Consider the following 19,513-nt stretch of genomic DNA (forward strand, 5'->3'; position numbering starts at 1 on the left):
AGCCTTCGGAGTCCGGGGGCAGGGGCACGTTCAAGGCCAGTGCCTGCGTATCGCTCCACTCTGATGCGCTTTTGTGCGTTGCAACCGCGCTGCTGTGCGATGCAACCAAGCCAGGACGGCTGAGCCGCAACCAACCGGGCCTGCGCCTCAACGCTGCGGGCCGTAGGGCTGGGAGGGAATCGCCAGGGAGGGAGGCAGATCCGACAGACGCTCCGGCAGAGGGGAGCCGGTGCGCTGCAGCTCGGCGATCGGACGAACCTGGCCCATCGCCAGACCGGTGAGCATCGGCAGTTCTGTCTTCAGCTGATTGGCCGGTTTCGGATTCACAAAGCGAAAACTGAGCGTGGTTTTCTGGCCGGCGGTGTCATAGCCCACCACCGTGAAATACAGGTCGGCCGACTTGCCGGCCCTGGAGCCCGCGAAGGCTCCGCCCACCATGCCCCCCACCAGACCGATCGGGCCCAGCAGCACGCCACCGGCAATCGCCCCGGCGGTGCCGCCGCCGATCGCGCCCACCGTGCCGTTGGTGGTGTCGAAGGTTTCCTGGCCGCCCGTGAACCACTGGGCCACCCGACCGATCGGGATGAAACGCCCCTGAGCAGCGATACCGGTGGCGTCGAGGTTCACGGTGCAGGCACTGGTTCCGCAGAGCGCCTGGTAGGTGGAGGCCCGCGCCGGCAGATGCAGAAGCAGCCCCAGGACCAGGGAATAGGGAAGCAGCGAGGTGAACAACAGGCGTTGCAAGCGTCCGTCCATCGTTTCGGCACTCAGAGCCCTGTCAGTCAATCGAACTGCTCGCCAGGAGCAAGCATTGCCACAGAGCCAGCGGTGACCGAATGTGACCCAGGCCGCCTAATCGAGGCGCGTCATTACACCATGGTCTGAACAGACCAGTGGCCGTTGTGGCACAGGTGTGAGTGTCTGCTTCAGGCGATGCCTGCATCCCTCCACTCTTTTGCAGCGGTTGCAATCCAAGTCCATCAGCCGCTCATCAAGACTCCCAAGGGCGCCATCCGATCGATGGACTGTCGATCCGAATGCATTTGCGGCCTCTACCAGCAGAACCACTCAGGGCAACGGAAAACGTACAGAGTCAGATGTCACTTGCAAGCCGGCAACGTTCTTACCCTCTGAACGGAAAGCCTCATCAACGCTACGGCCGCCGAGGCCAGCACGGCTTCATTGAGGCCATCATTGAGCCCAGCGTCAGTTCGTTTCCGGTTCCATTCACAGCCAAGAGCCCAAGGGAGTAGGCGCGCGTCTCTCATGGGATGCCGACCATTGATGGAGTCATGCGTGAAACAGCCCCTTCGGTGCTGTCTTGACTCCGTCAATCAGCCATTGGCTTGCCGGCCAAGCTGATCGGCAACCCCAGGCCTTCCTGCCGAAAGCGGTGATGGGTTGATCGGGCAGCACAACCTGACCCATGGCGGCTGTGCACGAACCCTCATGGACACAACGTGCATGAGCATGGTGATTCATGCATGAGCAGAACGTGCCCTTGGTGATGACGATGCAACGAGAGTCAGTGGAAAGAACGCCATGCCGACTGGATCGTCTTTCTTTGGCTGGTAGGCGCCTGGGGCTTCAGTGGTAGTGCCACCACCGCTGTCACCATCGGCGACCATCTCCTGGTAGTGGTGTTTTGTGCCTGAGATCCTTTGCCATTACAGGGCTGGGCTTGAGTTAGTCAAAGCTGGTGGACCAATAATGGACCGCTGACCGGATTATGTAGTAGTATTCATAGTCTTATTAGATCTGGCATACATGCATTTGGTTCATGTCAGTCAAGGCTTATCCGAACAAATGGGCAGGTGTAATCCCCGCAGCACTTGATGCTGGTGCTCGTTATCCAGAGCTGGTAGCTGCACAGTGGGCGCTAGAGAGTGGACAGAGCACCTCACCCGCCGGTGCCAGGGTTGGACCGATGACATGACGCGCCAGCTGGGCTGGTGCCCGGAGGTGGGCTGATCCTGAGTGGCCACCAGGTGCTGCACTTCAGACCCGTCAGCTACGACTGCTGGAGCCAGACGCTGGCGGTGACGAGCGGCGAGCTGATGCCCGGCCAGCCGGCACCACTCCTCAAACGGCGCCGGGAACTGTCTCGCGAGGAGGCCATCAGGCTGTGGCGGTAGATGCTTCGTCAGGGCTGGCAGGTCTGCCCGCCCCAGTGGGTGCCGCAGGCCTCCCTCTCCCCCCGTTGACGAGAATTGGGCCCATGGAGCTCCATCCCGATCTCAGCCAGCGCGCCGTGCTGGACACCAGCAGCCTGCCCTGGACCGCCTCGCCGATGGCGGGAGTGGAGCGGCGCATGCTCGATCGGCGTGGCGACGAAGTGGCCCGGGCCACTTCGATCGTGCGCTACGTGCCCGGGAGCCGGTTTGAACGCCACAGTCACGGTGGCGGCGAGGAGATCCTGGTCCTGGAGGGCACCTTCTCCGACGAGCAGGGCGACTATCCAATCGGCACGTATCTGCGCAACCCAGTCGGCTCCAGCCATGCGCCCTTCAGTGAAGAAGGCTGCACGCTGCTGGTGAAGCTGCATCAGATGCACCCTGCCGATCAGCCGCGCCTGGTGATCGACACCACCCGAGAGGCCTGGCTGCCCGGGCTGGTGCCGGGGTTGGAGGTGATGCCGCTGCATGCCTTCGGCTCCGAGCACGTGGCCCTGGTGCGCTGGGCTCCGGGCACGGTGTTTCAGCGCCATGGCCATCCGGGCGGCGAGGAGATCCTGGTGCTCGCTGGCGTGTTCCAGGACGTCCAGGGCACCTATCCGGCCGGCAGCTGGCTGCGCAACCCGCCCCGCAGCGTGCACCGACCCTGGAGCGAGGCCGGTTGCACGATCTGGGTCAAGACCGGCCACCTGCCGAACACCCAGGGGCCCGATGGCTCAGACGCGTGAGGCCCGAGCCTCCCGCAGGATCCGCCGGCCTCCGTTCAGGACCAGCAAGCTGATGGCGATGCCGATCAGCAGATCAGGGATGCGGCTGCCACTCCAGGCCACCAGCAGGCCGGCCACGATCACGCCCAGGTTGGCCAGGGTGTCGTTGGTGGAGAAGATCACTGAGGCCCGCATGTGCACGCCGCCCTCACGGTGCCGGCGTACCAGCACCAGACAGAGCAGGTTGGCCAGCAGGGCCAGGGCGCCGATGCCCACCATCAGGGCGCTGATCGGTTCACTGCCCACCGCGGTGCGCCGCAACACATCCAGCAGCACCAAGATCGCCAGGATGATCTGCAGCTGACCGCTGAGCACGGCGGCCCGGCGCTGCTGCGTCATGCGGCTGCCCACGGCTCCCAGGCTGAGCCCATAGACACCCGCGTCGGCCAGCATGTCGAGGGAGTCAGCAATCAGGCCGGTGGAGCCTGCTCGCAGGCCTACAGCCAGTTCCACCACAAACATGGCGGCGTTGATCACCAGCACCACCCAGAGGGTGCGGCGCTGCAGTTCAGCCGCCTGCTCGGCACCACAGCCGCAACCCACCGCCTTGCTGTTGCCTTGGGCCATAGCGCGAGGGCTGGTCGATTTTTTCGGCAAACTCCTAACCCTCCGGAGCGTCCTGAGCCGAGCCGCTCCAGGCGATCCCGGCCAGATCCGCCACCTCCCGGTGCCAGCTGGACAGGTCGATCCTGGAGAAGCCGCGCAGATGGTCATGGCCACATGCCCGTGCCAGCACCTGCATCAGCGCCACCGCCGCCTGCAGGAACCTGGCCAGCCGCTGGGCGGCATGCTCCACCTCCAGCCGGCGGCGCAGCTGTGGATCCTGGGTGGCGATGCCCGCAGGGCAGCGGTTGGTGTGGCAGATCCGGGCGCCGACACAGCCGATCGCCTGGATCGCAGCATTGGCCAGGGCGATCCCATCGGCCCCCAGGGCCAGGGCCTTGACGCAGTCGGCCGGAGTGCGCAGTCCGCCGGTGGCGATCAGGGTGACGCGGCCGCTGGCACCCCGGCGGTCGAGGTGGGCCCGGGCCCGCGCCAGGGCAGGGATGGTGGGCACGGCGATGTGATCGCGCAGCAGCAGGGGAGCGGCGCCGGTGCCGCCGCCGCGGCCATCGAGAATGAGGTAATCGGCGCTGGCCTCGAGGGCGAAGTCCAGGTCGGCCTCGATGTGCTGGGCACTGAGCTTGAAGCCCACCGGAATGCCACCGGTGAGTTCCCGCACCCGATCGGCGAGGGCGCGGAAATCCCCCGGCGTGTGGAGATCGACGAAGGTGGGAGGTGAGTGGATCGGCTGGCCTTCAGGCAAGCCACGGATGGCGGCAATGCGGGCGGTGACCTTGCTGGCGGGCAGGTAGCCGCCGCTGCCGGTCTTGGCGGCCTGGCCGGCCTTGAAGTGGAAGGCCTGCACCAACGGCAGCAGCTCCTCGCGGTAGCCGAACCGGGCCGGACCCAGTTCGAAGAGGTAGCGGCTGTTGGCAGCCTGCTCCTCCGGCAGCATCCCGCCTTCCCCGGAGCAGATCGCCGTCCCGGCCAGCTCCGCCCCTTTGGCCAGGGCCAGTTTGGCTTCCTCGGAAAGGGCCCCGAAACTCATGTCGGAGACCAGCAAGGGAAGCTCCAGTCGCAGGGGTCGCCGCGCCTGGGGGCCGATCACCAGCTCGGTGCCAACCGCCGTCTCGCTTGGCAGGGGCTGGCGGGCCAGCTGGGCCACCAGGATCTGGATGTCGTCCCAGCAAGGCAGCTGCGAGCGCGGTACGCCCATGGCCGCCAGAGGCCCCTCGAGGCCTACCCGATCGAGGCCATGTTCGGCCAGCTCGTGGATCAGCGCCACGCTGGGCTCTTCCGGCGTGGGCTGGGGCGTCGGCATCGCATCAACCAGCTCGGGCTTGGGCTGATCCGCGTGGACGCTGTAGAGCGATCCGACCCGATCGGCCGGCACCTGGCTGTGGCTGCCGTCGCAGTAAGGCGGAGTGGCGGTCTGCTTGCAGCGGCACAGCACGGCCCTGCCGCTCGTTTCGGCCACGAAGGCCAGGGGACTGAACCCGGTGCCCTGATGGGAGCCGTCGCAGAAGGGCTGGTCAGCCGACCTTCCGCAGGCGCAATAGAAGTACTCCTTCCCCTGCTCAAGGTCCACGCTGATGGGGGTGCTGGCGGCAACCATCGGTGCTGGCATCGAGCTCAGGCGTACGACACGGGCCGGTGGCCCACCATTCAGTGTGGAGCGGGCCAACGAAGGGCGCCGCCTGATCAGGCGACAGGGTGGGGGTATCTTTCGTGGCCCGGAACCCAGGGGCGAACTCGGCACCCTCGTGCCGGCCAATGCCTGCACGAGCCACAAGAGCCAGGGCAGCGAATACCCCGCCGAGGTGATCCCTTTGCTAACCCATGCTGCATCGCAATCTGGTGTACATCGGCATCACCAGCTGCTTGCCACGGGTGATGCCGGCTGCGTGGGCCTCACCAGAGGCCTGGCAAAAGCCGAGCGCTGTGCTGCTGCCAGGCGCTGAACTCCGGGTACTTCGCCGCCATCTGCACTTCCTTCTGGCCAATGCGTTGCAGATAGATCAGCAGCACCAGAGCCGGCACCAGGTAGGCCCAGCCGTTGCCGGCCACCACCGCGAAGCTCATGTAGCGCAGCAGATCGCCGAGGTAATTCACATGGCGCACACGCCGCCAGATGCCGTCGCTCACCAGGCCAGCACCCATCGCTTTAGCGGTGGTTTTCTGTGCATCGGCGCTGGCGTTGATCAGGCTGCCGAAGCTGAACAGCCCCAGCGCCACGGCCACGGCGGCCTGGGAGATCGGTACGGGATTGAGAAAAGCCAGCAGCCCCGGCAGGCTGTAGAGCACTCCGATGAACAGCAGGGCGAAGCCAAACCCCACCACCCCCACACGCTCTCTGAACAGCTGCCGAGCCCGCTCGGGAAACAGCCACTGCTCCAGCAGCCACCAGAGGCAGTAGCTGATGTGCAGGCTGAGATAGACCACTTGGCGCATGTCCTTCACCCCGACCACGGCCGCCAGCACCAGCAGCAGCACAATCGTGAGCATTTTGGCGGTGTTGATCGCTGTGAGTTGGCTCCAGCCCGCCGGTGGGGCCTGGCCCTCGTCCCGTGCTGATTCAGTCATCCGCGCACACTCGCTGGCGGCACCCTATCGACCCTGGCGGGCGTCGCGACCGCCAAAACCGCTCACACCGCCGCTGCCAGCTAGAACGAGCCATGCCAGACGACACCATGCCCGACAGAAAACAATCTCATGTGGTCGTCATCGGAGGCGGATGGGCTGGCTGGGGTGCCGCAAAGACACTCTGCGAAGCCGGCGTTGACGTGACCTTGATCGATGGGATGCTCGATCCAACCGGCAGTCAACCAATCACAACCAAAAGCGGTAAACCCTTTGAGGCTGGAACCAGGGGCTTTTGGAAGGACTATCCCAACATCAATGCCCTCACAGAAGAGCTCGAAGTTGGCAATATTTTCACTGACTTCACAACCAGTGCTTTTTGGTCACCCGATGGATTGGAAGCAACAGCTCCTGTTTTTGGAGAATCACCCCAATGGCCAAGCCCCCTAGGCCAAGTGATTGCAACAATCAAAAACTTCAAGCGACTTCCCATTCAAGATCGACTCAGCATCGCAGGACTTCTCTATGCCATGCTGGACCTCTATCGCAGCGACAAGGTTTTCCAGAAATACGACAACCTTAGTGCACAATCACTGTTTATAAAGCTTGGCATCAGCGATCGACAAATTAATGATTTCTTGCGACCGATCTTGCTGGTTGGGTTGTTCAAGCCTCCCGAAGAAGTTTCGGCCGCTGTCACTATGGAGCTCCTCTATTACTATGCCCTGGCGCATCAAGACTCGTTTGATGTTCGTTGGATTAATTCAAAAAGCATTGCCGAACAACTGTTTGAGCCTCTCGCTCGAAGACTGATGTCACGCCATCATCTACGCGTCCTTGGGGGAACCTTCGTGACACGGTTGAATGTTTCACCTGAGACGCAACGCATAAGCTCGGTTGAAATTCAAAGTGTAACAACAAATGAAGTCAAGGTGATTGATGACGTCGATGCTGTGGTTTTAGCGGTGGGTGCTAAAGGACTTAAATCCCTGATGTCTCAATCGCCAGAATGCAGCAAAGCAGCGCCAGAGCTTGTTGCCGCTGCTTCTCTCGGTTCGATCGATGTCGTTTCAACACGTCTTTGGCTGGATCGCTATGTTCCAATCGCTTACCCAGCCAATGTTTTCTCTCGCTTCGAATCGCTGAAGGGCGCTGGAGGCACCTTTTTCATGCTTGACCAACTGCAAAAGGAATCGGAGCGGGCGCTATGGGGTCATGACCAGCCGCAGGGTTCCGTGATTGCAAGCGACTTTTACAACGCATCTGTCATCGCAGTGATGAATGATCAAGAGATTGTTGATCGACTTATGCATGACTTGCTTCCAATTGCTCACCCTGAATTTAGGAACGCGAAGGTAGTTGATTACGAGGTACGGCGTTATCCAGATTCTGTGTCTCACTTCTCTCCCGGCAGTTTTAGGAAGCGCCCACCCTTGGAAACCTCAGTAGAGACGATCGTCTGCGCTGGTGATTGGGTGCGGATGGGCGACAAAGAGCATGGTGCCAAAGGTCTTTGTCAGGAAAGAGCCTATGTTTGTGGACTGGAAGCAGGAAACTCCCTGATCAGGCGCAAAATCGTCAAAGGGTCGAATCAATCGAAGACCATCCAACATTCGGTCGTCCCAATTCGTGCTGATGAACCACAGGTAGTTCTAGGCCGTGTTCTCAACAAAATCGTAATGGATCAAATCGATGCCCTTGGCCTGACACTTTCTTGGTTTGACTCATAGTCCTCTGATTCCATGTCCTCAAGTGTCAGGGCAGAAGTGCCCGTAGTCTTCATTCAGGATGTCAGGCGACAGCGAAAACTGGTCCAGCACTAATTCCGGATGTCACTTGACAGAACCAAAGGCCGAGGTCATCACCTGTGAGCTGCTGCCCGATCAGGAGATCCCTTTGCTGAAATCACGCCGAGAGCTGAGCCGGGCTGAGGCCCTCAAGCTCTGGGATGAGAAGCGCAAGGCGGGCTGGAGACCCTGCAGTCCCCAGTGGTGATGAGGTGGACCAGGAGTGAGGTTGCCTGCTTAACACCATGGCCTATCGGCTCCATTGATGAATCAGAGGCCACGACCAAGGGTTCTCTCGGGTGACAGATCGCGCCGTAAGGAGCCTCCGCTCCATGGATGGAAGCTTCGTTGACTGGTTCAAGCAGGCTGTCCAGGGCTCAGGTGCCCCGCACGACAGCACTCAGCAGCGAAAGGTTGATCAGGACGATGACGCTGGCGCAGAGCCAGCCCATGGCCTGTAGCCAAAGCGGTGCCCTCAACTCACCCATCAGGCCACGCCGTCCGCAGAACCAAACCAGCGGGATCACCGCGAACGGCAACTGCAGAGACAGCACTACCTGGCTCAGCACCAGCAGGTTCGTGGTAGCCCTTTCCCCGAACAGGATCACCGTGGCCATCGCCGGGATCAAGGCGAGACCGCGGGTGAGCAGCCGCCGCTTCCAGTCCGGCAGACGGATCTGCAGGAACCCCTCCATCACGATCTGGCCGGCCATGGTGGCCGTGAGGGTGGAGCTCTGGCCCGCCGCCAGCAGGGCCACCCCGAACAGCACGCTGGCGAGCGACGTGCCCAGCATGGGAGTCAGCAACCGGTAGGCCTCGCTGAGGTCGGTGACCGGCTGCGGCAACCGGCCGTAGAAGCTGCCGGCGGCCAGCACCAGGATCGAGACATTGATCAGAAAGGCCAGGCTGAGGGCGATCAGCGTGTCCCAGGTGCTGAAAGCCAGGGCCCTGCGCTGCGCCACCTGGCCGCCGATCCAGCGGCGGGTTTGCACCAGCGAGGAGTGCAGATAGAGGTTGTGGGGCATCACCGTGGCCCCGAGAATCCCGGCCGCCAAAAACAGCTGCTGCCCGTCTCTGAGGCTGGCGGCCTGGGGTATGAAGCCCTGGCCCACCTGGCCCCAGTCCGGCTGCAGCAGGAACATCTCCACCGCGAAACAGCCCCCCACCAGGGCCACCAGGGCAATCACCAGGGCCTCCAGCCGGCGGATCCCGAAGCGTTGCAGGGCCAGCAGCAGCAGGGTGTCGGCGGCCGTGAGGCCCACACCCCAGGGCAAGGGAAGACCGAAGAGCAGCTGCAGGGCAATGGCGCTGCCCACCAGCTCGGCCAGGTCGCAGGCAATGATCGCCACCTCGGCCAGCAACCACAGGGGAATTCGGCAGAACCGCGGCAGAAGCTGGCTGCAGGCCTGGGCCAGATCCAGCCTTGTGGCGATGCCCAGCCGGCAGCAGAGCGACTGGAGCACCATCGCCATCAGGCTGGAGAGCCCGATCACCCAGAGCAGGCGATAGCCGAACTGGGAGCCAGCCGCCAGATCCGTGGCCCAGTTGCCTGGATCCATGTAGCCCACGGCCACCAGGTAGCCAGGGCCGAGCACCCGCAGGAAGGTGCGAAGCATGCCCAGGCCGGCAGGCACCTCCACCGTCTGGTCATTGGTGCGCGGGGCCGTGCCCAGCGGTGCATCAGGCATGAAGCGACGCCAGCGGAGCTGGAGGCTAAGGCGAGGGTGGCTGCGATCCTGCTGGGGCATGGCTGGCCTGACCTCGCCCTGGGGAAGGGATCACCGCCAGCTCAGAGGTCGAGAGGAGGAGATGCAACCATCGAAAAGCCTGAAGTGGCTTCAGGGTCAAGGGCCTAGCGTTGCGCAAGGGAGGCTTGCCCGCCCGACTTGCCTACCCAAGGGGATGAATCCATGCAGATCGGCGAGTTGGCACGGTCCACCGGGGTCAAGATCGAAACCATTCGCTATTACGAACGCGAGCACTTGCTGCCGGTGCCGCAACGCACGGATGGCAACTACCGCCTCTATACGCCGCGGCATGTGGAGCAGTTGCGCTTCATCCGCTACTGCCGCAGCCTTGGCATGAGCCTGGAGGAGGTCCGCATCCTGATTGGGGTGCTCGACACACCATCCGGAAGCTGTCTGACGGTGAATGCCCTGCTGGACGAGAAGATTGCAGAGGTCGATGCCCGCGTGAATGAGTTGCACAAACTCCAGGATCAGCTACGGCAGCTCAGAGGGCTTTGTCAGCAACCGGATGAGGTGAAGACCTGCGGCATCCTTATGGAGTTGAACCGTTCGGCTCGCATCGACAAGGCTCAGATCTGATCGTTCCCGACCACGCTGAGCCCTTGATCTTTCCGAGCATGGGTGTGCGGAGCAGTCGCAGACCATTGGCGATCACGATCAAGCTCGTGCCCATGTCCGCGAAGACCGCCATCCACATCGTGGCGTTCCCGGCCACGGTGAGCACCAGAAAAAGGGCCTTGATCCCCAGGGCCAGCGCGATGTTCTGGCGCAGGATGGTGAAGGTGCGGCGAGAGAGGGCGATCGTTTCCGGTACGCGCATCAGATCGTCATTCATGATCACCACATCGGCCGCTTCGATGGCGATGTGGGTGCCGGCTGCCCCCATCGCAAAGCCGATGTCCGCCTTGGCCAGGGCCGGCGCATCGTTGATGCCATCGCCTGCCATGGCCGCGAATCCATAGCGGGCCTGCAGGACAGCCACCGCCTCGAGCTTCTCCTGCGGCAGCAGGTTGCTTTTCACCTGCTCTATGCCGGCCTGGGCTGCGATCGCGCCGGCGGTGGCTGCGTTGTCACCCGTGAGCATCACCGGTGTGACGCCCAGGGCCCGCAGGGCCTCCATGGCCGCCGCCGAGCTGGGCCGAACGGTGTCGGCGACGGCGATCAGGGCGAGCACGCCGCTGTTATCCGCGAGCAGGCTGAGCGAGCGGCCCTGGCGCTCATGGACCTGCATCGACGCCTCCAGTGCGCTGGAGCAAAGCCCTAGCTCCTCGATCCAGCGGTGGTTGGCCAGCATCAAATGGCGGCCCGCGATCACGCCGCGCACCCCGCGCCCCGGCAGGGCCTCGAAGGCCTCCACAGCCAACCGCTCGCCATCGAGGCCAACGGCCATCGCCCGCGACACCGGATGGTCGGAGCGCTCCGCCAGGCTGCTGGCCCACTGTTTGAGAACGCCAGCGTCTGCCGTTTCTTGCTGAGGGGAAAAGGCCACCAGCTTGGGCTGGCCCAGGGTGATCGTGCCGGTCTTGTCGAGCGCCAGCACCTTGATCTTGCGGGCCTCCTCGATGTAAAGACCGCCCTTGATGATGATGCCGCGACGGGCGGCTGTGGCCAGGCCGCTCACCACCGTCACCGGAGTGGCGATCACCAGGGCACAGGGACAGGCGATCACCAGCAGCACCAGCGCCTTGTAGATCGCCTGCAGGGGTGTGAAACCCAGCAAGGGCGGCGCCAGCAGAGCAACCGCCAGGGCCACCACGAACACCGCCGGGGTGTAGCGGGCCGCGAAGCGATCGATGAAGCGCTGGATCGGAGCACGGGAGGCCTGGGCTTCCTCCACGGCGTGGATGATGCGCGCCAGGGTGCTGAGCGAAGCAGGCGCCGTCACCTGGATTTCCAGGGCGCCGCCCTGGTTGATCGTGCCCGCAAACACCTCATCACCTGGGCCTTTGTCGACCGGCAGGCTTTCGCCGGTGATCGGCGCCTGGTTGATCGCACTCACGCCGGAGAGCACCGTGCCATCGAGCGGCAGGCGCTCACCCGGGCGGACGCGCACCACATCTCCGATGGCGACAGCACTGGCGGAGACGCGTTGCCAGCGGCCATCGCTCTGGCGAATCTCCGCCTCATCGGGGGCCAGGGCCATCAGGCTGGTGATCGCCTGGCGGGCCCGCTGCACCGCCCGCGCTTCGATCGCCTCGGCCACGGCATAGAGCGCCATCACCATGGCGGCTTCCGGGAAGCGGCCGATCAGGAAGGCGCCCGTGACCGCCACGCTCATCAATGCATTGATGTTGAGCCGGCCCTGGCGCAGGGCCGCAAGGCCCTTGCGAAACACGGAGAAACCCGCCAGGGCGATCGCGGCGATGGCGATCCCGATCTCCAACAGCTCATGGCCCGGGAAGGGGGGAACGACCAGATGCAGCAGCTCCGCCGTGATCGCCAGCGCCAGGGAGCCCGCCAGGCGGAGTCGTTCAAATCGCCGTTCGGCGCGGGTCTGGGCGGCGGACGGCCGCTGATCGGTGCTGATCGGCTCCGGGTTGAATCCCAGCCGGCGGATCGCCGCAAGGGCGGAGTTGAGCGCTGCTACTTCTGCATCGATCGCCAGAACGCGCTCGGCCAGCAGGAACCTCAGGCCGCGGATGCCGTCAACACCTGCGAGGGCATGGCGGATCTCGCCTTCCTCCGTGGCGCAATCCATCGCGCTGATCCGAAACAGCGCTTCCTTGACGCTTGCCGGCTCCGGCTGCGGCCCCGTGGTGGCTCCAGCCGTCTGCCCGCTGGTTCCGCTGCTGCAGCAAGGTTCCGCCATGGTCAGGCCATCCAAGCCCCATCAAACAGCCTGTAGCCACTTCAGGGTCAAGGGCCTTGCGGGCCATTTGCCCTCAGGCTGTTGATCAACGCAGCTGGGAGCACTCCCGATCCCGCAACGGCTGCATCAGCCCATCGGCTTGCCGAGCCAGCTCGGCTCCAGCCGCCGTGTAGAACCTGAAGCGCTGGCGGTTGACGTAGAGAACCCGCTGGCTGCGCAGCAGCTGTTCTTCCGCCTTGTGGCGGCACTCGATCAGGGCCTGGTAGTCGATGGTCTGCTCGTTGCGGTCGTTGGCATTGGCCCGATCGGCCTGCTGGCTGAGGAGCGGGCAGATCCGTTCACGGATGGTGCGGATCAGGGCGATTTCGGCCTTCATGGCCTGCTCGGACAGGGCATTGCGTTGATCCAGCAGGTTCCGGCACGCCTCCAATTCAGCCGCCAGCGCCGGAGCCGCCAGCGACCCACAGGCCAGCGAGAGGGTCAGGACGTGGCGCATGAACGGATCGGTTCGATGCCTGCGCCTGTGGCTGCGATCGCCGTGGCCCTTCTGAAACTTTTGCATCAGAAGATTGTCCTGGGTGTGAGCCCCCTCGCGAGCCTCAGCCGCTCCTCATGGGGCTCAGAAGACGCGATCCCGCCAAGGTTGGCGCCGTGATTTCTAATGCAGATAGCATAAAAGAGCCACTGTTTCATCTCACTTGAAGAAGCTTGTTGGACCACTACGTAGAGCGTTGATCTATGGCCTGATTAGTTATGGCGGGCTTGTTCTGATCAACAACTCAGAGCTGGATCTCCCCAACATGTGGATCGCGTATCTGCCGATGTTTATCGGTGTCTACGTAGTGACACAGTGGCTCGACAAGAAGCTTGGGGATTGAGCACCTCAGGAATGGGCGCCTCTTCATCAATCGATGACCAGAGCGAGTTTGCAGATCACAACCAGTCGACAGGAATCGCCTCCCAGCCGGCGGGATCCCACGGGGCCATCAGCGCCTCCAGCCCCCGCAGCTCGGCTGCGTCTTCCGGCAGCAACCAGGCCTCTTCCCATCCATCGTTGATCACCACCGGCATGCGGTCGTGGATCGGACGCAGCAGGGCGTTGGGGGTGGTGGTGAGGATGCAGCAGGTCTGGAGTTCGCTGCCATCGGGAGCGATCCAGTGGTCCCACAGGCCGCCCAGCCAGAAGGGGGCGCCGTCCTGACGGCGGATCCAGAAGGGCTGCTTCTTCCCTTTGGGTCCATGGCCTTCCCCTTCCGGCGGCGGCCTCCATTCGTAGAAGCCATCGGCAGGCAGCAGGCAGCGGTGATGGCGCCAGGGACCACGAAAGAAAGGCTTCTGGCTCACCGTCTCGCTGCGGGCATTCATTGGCCGACTCTTGCCGCGGGTGTCCTTCAGCCAGCTCGGCACGAGGCCCCACTGCGCGTAGCCCACCTCCAGTCGGCCCTGTTGCTGGCGCTGGATCAGAAGCGGTTCGCCGGGCCGCACCTGCTGCCGGGGCTGGTACTGCTCGAGGAAACCCTCCGGCAGCGGACCCTTGAGCCTTGGCAGCAACTGATCGATCGTGGTGGTGAGCGAGTAGCGGCCACACATCAGCGACGCCTGCGGATCCGATTGGGCTTCTCCCAATCTGAGTGACCTGACTACTGGCTGAGGGGTTTCGCAGGGAGTGAGTCTGAGGGGACCAAACCCACACTGGAGACGGCCACGCTGCGGTGGATCGGTTTGCCGTACTGACGCCACGGTCAATCGGATCTATCAATGAATCAGAGGCCTCGACCAGGGCAGCGCGAGCCCAAGCCCTGCAACCGGCCCAAGGGCGCCCGACACGGGGCGCCCTTCTCATTGGGAAGATCAGCAGATCATCACCAGCCCTGGTGGTTATTGGGGCAGCTGGGACGGCAAAGCCATGGCTCCACAGAGATTGATGAGGCGGAGATGCTCGAGCCGACGCAGTGGGCATGGCTGGAGCCATGCCGATGGTTTATCTCGCTCTGCCGTGTGTTTCGCAAGCCAGAGCTCCCAGGCCTGGACCCAGCCCGAGCTTAAAACTCAAAAGGACAACAGTGCCACTGCAACTGTGAGAATAAGGTAGACTGCCCGGCTTCCTTGCTCCCGGCCGCACCATGACTGATCTCGCTCCAGCGACCTTGCGGTGGCTCAATCAGCTCGACAGCACGACCCGCAGCATCGACAGCCTTGTGGATGAGGGGTTCGGTGGTTTTTCCTTGCTGGATCTCTTGCCATGGATGAACGAAGGCCACGCCATTGCAGCCATCCAAGCGATCGACTGGGTGAAGAGCCAGCCGGACGAGGACGGTGAAATGGCGCTGATGACCGCTGATGCGGAGGGGTTGGACAAGCTTCTGGAGTGGATGCTCGAAACCCGTGGCAGCTGTCCGATGGTCTATGCACCGGAGGAGGAGGTTGTCGTGCCGGACAGTGTTCCCTTGCTGCGCCCCACGGCCTACAACCTGCCGGAGGGTATGTCCTCCGATGAGGTGTTTGATGAGGAGTTCAGCGAGAACCTTTCAGAGTTGTTCGCGGCCATCAAGGACTCCTATGGGAACCACGCGCACCTCTACCGAATCGACTATGGCCAGCTGGTGGAGACGGTCGAACACGGCCTCTTGCTTGCCGGTCAGTTTATCGACCTCAACGACGGTGAATTGTTTGACTTCAGCATGGACGCGATCAATCAGCGGATTCGCTACCAATCCACTGGCCGCTACCACAAAGGCTTTCCTGCCTGATCCGGGACAACCGATTGATCTGCTCCCCTTCCGCCACCGTATTGGCAATCCCCGTTGCCAGGCCCCGGGGGGCGGCGTCGCCATCGCTGGCGGCGAGGGCTTTCCCGACCGATGGGGGTCAGGCGGGCCTTGGGGTGTGTAGGCATGGGGTGTGAGGTCTTGGGCTGCTGAGTTGGGTTTCAATGTCACCGATCTTCCTCGTACCAGATGGAGTTGCGCCCATTGCTCTTGAATCCTCCGGTGAATGCACGAGCATTCCGGAAGGCGACGACGATGCGCCCCTTCTCGATGCATTCTTCTACGTGGGCGCGAGCGGCTTGTATGGAGAGGGAGTCCTTGTCTTTCGAGTGCTTGAGGATCTCGTGCTCGACGTACTCATCAAGACGCTTTGGGTCCATCACGTGCGTCGCAACCGGGTCAATCTCAGCGGCAAGTAAGAAGTGATGCCCATTGAGCGTGCCAATCCTCAGGATGCGCTCATTGCGTACGCGGTTCAGCGATGCGAGCCAGAAACCAGTGATTCCGTGGCGTGAGCCAGATGGCTTGGCTAGTACTGCATCGACCACCGCATCTACCAGCCAAGACTTGACGTTGAACGACATAGATTTCTCCGATGTAGAACAAATGATAGAAGCGCACTTTCTTCAGCTTAGGTGCTCTGTCTCCCCCTCTGCCGGGGAAGTTGACGCCTCTCCATCTCGATCACTTCAAGTTCAAGAGGATCACGTCAGTGGCACAATTGACCAAAATAGGCTATTCCTCAATGGATTGAGAAGGGAATCCAAGTCAGTTCAGTTGAAATCTCTGAGATCATCCTTCCATAGGAACTTGGGCCAATCGGCACAACCGATTGATCTGCTCCGCCTCCTCCACCGTGTTGGCGATACCCGTGACGAGGCCGGGTGAGCCCACAACGATCGAGAGGCAACGGGCACGGCTGATGGCGACATTGAGCCGGTTGGGCTGCAGCAGGAAACCCAGGCCCCGGGGGGCGGCGTCTCCGTCGCTGGCGGTGAGGGAGTGAATGGCCACGGGGGCCTCCTGGCCTTGGAATCGATCCACCGTTCCCACCCGTGCCCGGTTGCCCAACCTTTGCTGGAGCCGGTTCACCTGCACGTTGTAGGGGGCGGTCACCAGGATGTCGTCTGGGGTCAACAGCCCACGGCGTTCAGCGCCACTGCTGGCATGGCGGTAACTGGAACCCAGCAAGGCTTCCACTAGCTGGGCGATGCGTTCGATCTCCTCCTCTGAGCAGACGCTGCAGCTGGTGTGCTCAGCCGCCTCAAACACCAACCCCTGGCTGGGGAGGACTCCACCCTTGCTGCCGGTGAAGGGCTCCCGCCACTCGATCCGGTTGATGGCATTGGCGGGGCTGGCCTTGAGGCGGCAGTCGTAGAAGAGCGCCGACACCATGGCGGTGAGCGAGGGTTCCATCCGCCAGCTGGTGGCCAGGAACACGCCCCGATCGGCCGGCACCACCGCCTTGTCCTGCATCAGATACTCCAGGCAGGAGCTGCCGCTTTCTCCCGGATGATCGGCCTGGCTGGGCTGGGCCAGTTGCTGCTGGTCGCCCACCAGCAGGATTCCTCGGGCGCAGCGAGCCATCACCAGCAGATTGGCCAGGGACATCTGCCCCGCCTCATCCACCACCAGCCAGTCGAAGAGCTCCTCCATCACGGGGCGAGCGAACATCCAGGCCGTGCCGCCCACCACGGCCATCGAACCTGTGAGCGCATCGGGTTTGCAGAGCGCCACGGGCTGGCCGACCAGGCCTTTGTCGTCCTTGGCGGTGCTGCACTTCACCACCTGCTGGCTGAGGCCACGGGTGGCGCAGGCGCTGTGGGCCTTGAGCAGCAGGTTGTTGATCGCGGCGTGGCTGTTCGAACTGATCGCCACCCGCAGACCGCGCTCCACCAACTCGGCAATGACCTCGGCGGTGACGGTGGTTTTGCCCGTGCCTGGGGGCCCCTGGAGCGCCAGGGTCAGATCGCTGTGGGAGGCCAGAAACTCCGCCAGTTGGGCGGGCAAAGCGCTCGGATCGGCTGCGAGGGCAGCATTGAGCCCGATCAGGGGCTCAATGGCACGGCGCTCCAGCAGGTGAACGATGGCGGCAGGGATGGGCTTGCCACCATCCACCCAGCTCTCGGCCTGGGCCAGCAGGCTGTCCCGTAGGAGCTCGCTGATGTCCTCGGGCACCTTGATCAGGGCCATGGGACCCCTGGGAAGCTCCACCGCCTGGCCGGCGGCTTGCCGCTTGTCTCTGGCGCTCCAGGGGTACTTGAGGGTGAGGGTGCCCCGCTCGCCGTCGATCACCACGGCCTGGAGCTTCTGGCCGGTCTCGGGGATCTCCAGCTTGATGGACCCATCTCCCTGGGCGACATGGAGTTTGAGGGTCTGACTCGGATCGAAGCAGAAGGTGTGCCAGTCGGAGCCGGTTCTGGGACTCGGCACGCTCTCAACGCTTTGCCAGACGGCTCCGTTGATGGCCTCGCCATCGGCGTCGAGATCCTCAGGAGTCTGCAGGGCCTTACCCCTGCGGTCGAAGTAGGCCCACCAGGCCACCTTGGCCTCGCGGTGATGGAACGGCAGCAGCTGGGCCAGCAGGCGCTGCACCCGCCAGCTGAGGCTCCGTGAACCCAGTTCTTCCTGGGCGATCAGTTCGGCTTCTGGGGCATTGGCGGCTGGATCGCTCTGGAGCTGCTCGGGCAACTCGGCGATCAACCGGGCGCTGAGGGCTTCCAGGGGCCAGGGTTCGGCCTCAGGGCGTTCCTCCTCCGGATGCTCGAGCGGTTGCTCGGGCAGGCCCTGGGCGCGGCGCAGCTCCAGCAGCCAGTCGTGCAGCAGCACGGTGGAGACGCAGTCGTCGCGGTTGTAGTCCTCGATCGCCTGAAGCCTGGGGCTGCCTTCTGGGGCGGGTCCCGGCAGGGAAGGCTCACCGGAGGACTGCCAGTGCAGGTAGGCGACAACAGAATCACCGGCGTTGGTGACATCGGCGCCACGAGGGCCCATGTAGAGCCCCTCCACCTTCTTGATCGAGTAGCTGCCCTCACCGAGGACGATCGAGCGGGTGACGATCGGCAGCAGGTCGCAGAGCAGATCGCTGCGCAACCAGTCGTCGATCACCGCCTCACGGGTCTGGTGTTGCTGGGAGAGGCGGCGCATCGCCGACTTCTCATAGCTGGCGTAGTGGTAGACGTGCAAGGCTGGATGACGGCGCCGTCGTTCCTCCACCCAATCCACAAACCCCTCGAAGGCCCGCTTTTCTCCCAGGGGGCTATGACCCCACCAGGCGATGAAGGCTGCCGGCTGAGCCGGGACCTCCCGGTAGCAGGCCCCAAAGAGGTATTCGAGCTTCTTGGCAGCAACGGCATCCTGGATGCCCTCCATGTCGAACCAGATGTCGCCGGCATCGGCGGCGGGCAGGGCGGCCAGGCCCTTGCCCGGCTGCAGGGGGCGCACCAGGAAGGCGGGCTTGCCATCGGGGCCGTGGGGGGTGAGCTGCAGCTGGGCCTGCTGACGCAGCTCGAAAAGGGCCTCGGCCGCCAGGCCAGCAATGCTGGCGCCGGGAGGCAGTTCGGCTAGCTGCTCGATCGTGTGGATGCCGGCGGCCTTGAGCTTGAGGCGCTGGTTCTGGCGCATGTTCGCCACCAACACCAGATCCCGCTCGGCGATCAGGCGCTCCTCAATGAAGGCGCTCCAGCTGCCGTGATCACCGGGTTCATCCTCCGGTGGTGAGGCGGAATCGAAGGAGGCACAGAAATCGCGGTAGCGGTTGCGGAGCTGTTGGTACCAGGCCCAGAAACGATCGATGTCGTAGGTCTGGAAGCGGCCACCACCGAGAAACAACTCGAAGCGATCGGGCCGGTGCCCCAGCAGTGGGGTGAGCAGTTCGCAGTAGGCACAGGCCTGGACCAGGAAGGTGGTGCGGGGCTTACTGGCCAGCTTGCACTCGATCGGGATGTAACTCCAGTCGCCGAGATCTGAGGGTTGGGGAATCCTGCGCAGCACATCGGCCGAGCCGCGGATCTCTCCGTTGTTCAGCGAGGCCTGATGGATGAAGTCAAACCCTGCTTGCATCGCCTCGCGGGTGGCGACGTAATCAGCCTCGTTCTGCTTGCCGGCCAGGCGGGCGATGCGATAGCCCTCGGCTTCCAACTGGTTGAGCAACACCTGCTCGAGGCGCAGGCCATCGGCGAACAGTTGCTCATCAAGGGAGGAGGGGGGTGGCTGCTCGCCAGTGAAAAGACCTCTGGCTTTGAGCTCCTCCCACCATGCACCGATGCGGGGGCTGCGGCTGAAGAGGGAGAGCTGGCTGGGGGTGATGGGGCGAGAGGAATTAGGATTAGACATGAAAG

Annotated in this window: 17 protein-coding genes; 7 read left to right on the forward strand and 10 right to left on the reverse strand. The window is 63.4% G+C overall.

The annotated features are described in order from the left end of the window. Window positions 1–147 precede the first annotated feature (147 nt). Window positions 148–756: a hypothetical protein gene (locus tag CJZ80_RS03230; RefSeq protein ID WP_144036890.1), complete on the reverse strand. Its 609-nt coding sequence runs from the start codon at window positions 754–756 to the stop codon at window positions 148–150. 1,232 nt (window positions 757–1,988) lie between these two features. Here CJZ80_RS03230 and CJZ80_RS15580 point away from each other — a divergent pair. Continuing rightward, the gene (locus CJZ80_RS15580; protein ID WP_255374106.1) at window positions 1,989–2,135 is read left to right on the forward strand and encodes a DUF1651 domain-containing protein; all 147 of its coding nucleotides are present in this window, start codon (window positions 1,989–1,991) and stop codon (window positions 2,133–2,135) included. An 83-nt stretch (window positions 2,136–2,218) separates the two neighbouring features. Further along, entirely contained in the window at window positions 2,219–2,902 is a 684-nt protein-coding gene (locus CJZ80_RS03245) for a cupin domain-containing protein (RefSeq protein ID WP_094510636.1), read from the forward strand. Here CJZ80_RS03245 and CJZ80_RS03250 read toward each other — a convergent pair. From CJZ80_RS03250 to CJZ80_RS03265, 3 genes are all read right to left on the reverse strand, one after another. After that, on the reverse strand, window positions 2,891–3,508 hold the full coding sequence (locus CJZ80_RS03250) for a cation transporter (RefSeq protein WP_198948220.1): 618 nt from the start codon (window positions 3,506–3,508) through the stop codon (window positions 2,891–2,893). The two genes, CJZ80_RS03245 and CJZ80_RS03250, sit on opposite strands and share 12 nt — an antisense overlap. Window positions 3,509–3,542: 34 nt before the next feature. Next, entirely contained in the window at window positions 3,543–5,111 is a 1,569-nt protein-coding gene (locus CJZ80_RS03255; RefSeq protein ID WP_094510638.1) for a glutamate synthase-related protein, read from the reverse strand. Window positions 5,112–5,395: 284 nt separating this feature from the next. Next, window positions 5,396–6,067 (reverse strand): isoprenylcysteine carboxylmethyltransferase family protein, encoded by a 672-nt coding sequence (locus CJZ80_RS03265; protein WP_094510639.1) that lies wholly within the window; start codon window positions 6,065–6,067, stop codon window positions 5,396–5,398. A 92-nt stretch (window positions 6,068–6,159) separates the two neighbouring features. On the opposite strand from CJZ80_RS03265, the gene CJZ80_RS03270 reads away from it, so the two are divergent. After that, window positions 6,160–7,794: an FAD-dependent oxidoreductase gene (locus CJZ80_RS03270; protein ID WP_094510640.1), complete on the forward strand. Its 1,635-nt coding sequence runs from the start codon at window positions 6,160–6,162 to the stop codon at window positions 7,792–7,794. Window positions 7,795–7,852: 58 nt separating this feature from the next. Continuing rightward, entirely contained in the window at window positions 7,853–8,059 is a 207-nt protein-coding gene (locus CJZ80_RS03275) for a DUF1651 domain-containing protein (protein WP_094510641.1), read from the forward strand. A gap of 169 nt (window positions 8,060–8,228) precedes the next feature. On the opposite strand, the gene CJZ80_RS03280 is transcribed toward CJZ80_RS03275, so the two are convergent. Continuing rightward, window positions 8,229–9,539, reverse strand: coding sequence for an Nramp family divalent metal transporter (locus CJZ80_RS03280; protein ID WP_094510779.1), 1,311 nt, complete (start codon window positions 9,537–9,539; stop codon window positions 8,229–8,231). A gap of 222 nt (window positions 9,540–9,761) precedes the next feature. On the opposite strand from CJZ80_RS03280, the gene cadR reads away from it, so the two are divergent. Then, entirely contained in the window at window positions 9,762–10,178 is a 417-nt protein-coding gene (gene cadR / locus CJZ80_RS03285; protein WP_094510642.1) for a Cd(II)/Pb(II)-responsive transcriptional regulator, read from the forward strand. Here cadR and CJZ80_RS03290 read toward each other — a convergent pair. Both CJZ80_RS03290 and CJZ80_RS03295 read right to left on the reverse strand, forming a co-directional pair. Further along, the gene (locus CJZ80_RS03290; protein ID WP_233132763.1) at window positions 10,132–12,408 is read right to left on the reverse strand and encodes a cation-translocating P-type ATPase; all 2,277 of its coding nucleotides are present in this window, start codon (window positions 12,406–12,408) and stop codon (window positions 10,132–10,134) included. The two genes, cadR and CJZ80_RS03290, sit on opposite strands and share 47 nt — an antisense overlap. 85 nt (window positions 12,409–12,493) lie before the next feature. Beyond that, on the reverse strand, window positions 12,494–12,904 hold the full coding sequence (locus CJZ80_RS03295; RefSeq protein ID WP_144036891.1) for a hypothetical protein: 411 nt from the start codon (window positions 12,902–12,904) through the stop codon (window positions 12,494–12,496). 202 nt (window positions 12,905–13,106) lie between these two features. On the opposite strand from CJZ80_RS03295, the gene CJZ80_RS03300 reads away from it, so the two are divergent. After that, complete coding sequence (locus CJZ80_RS03300) at window positions 13,107–13,286, forward strand: hypothetical protein (RefSeq protein ID WP_094510644.1); 180 nt, start codon at window positions 13,107–13,109, stop codon at window positions 13,284–13,286. Window positions 13,287–13,341: 55 nt separating this feature from the next. Here the strand turns inward: CJZ80_RS03300 and CJZ80_RS03305 are convergent, their stop codons facing one another. Further along, window positions 13,342–14,034 (reverse strand): SOS response-associated peptidase, encoded by a 693-nt coding sequence (locus tag CJZ80_RS03305; RefSeq protein ID WP_369802983.1) that lies wholly within the window; start codon window positions 14,032–14,034, stop codon window positions 13,342–13,344. A gap of 497 nt (window positions 14,035–14,531) precedes the next feature. Between CJZ80_RS03305 and CJZ80_RS03310 the strand changes: the two genes are divergently transcribed. Then, a complete protein-coding gene (locus CJZ80_RS03310; RefSeq protein WP_144036892.1) occupies window positions 14,532–15,158 on the forward strand; it encodes a hypothetical protein in 627 nt (208 codons plus the stop codon). 185 nt (window positions 15,159–15,343) lie between these two features. On the opposite strand, the gene CJZ80_RS03315 is transcribed toward CJZ80_RS03310, so the two are convergent. Together CJZ80_RS03315 and CJZ80_RS03320 are read right to left on the reverse strand one after the other, a co-directional pair. Further along, a complete protein-coding gene (locus CJZ80_RS03315) occupies window positions 15,344–15,760 on the reverse strand; it encodes a hypothetical protein (RefSeq protein WP_094510647.1) in 417 nt (138 codons plus the stop codon). A 208-nt stretch (window positions 15,761–15,968) separates the two neighbouring features. Beyond that, window positions 15,969–19,508, reverse strand: a complete 3,540-nt coding sequence (locus CJZ80_RS03320) for a TM0106 family RecB-like putative nuclease (RefSeq protein WP_094510648.1) — start codon at window positions 19,506–19,508, stop codon at window positions 15,969–15,971. Between the last annotated feature and the right edge of the window lie 5 nt (window positions 19,509–19,513).

It is taken from the genome of Synechococcus sp. MW101C3, assembly GCF_002252635.1.
In the GTDB taxonomy this organism is placed as follows: Bacteria; Cyanobacteriota; Cyanobacteriia; order PCC-6307; family Cyanobiaceae; genus MW101C3.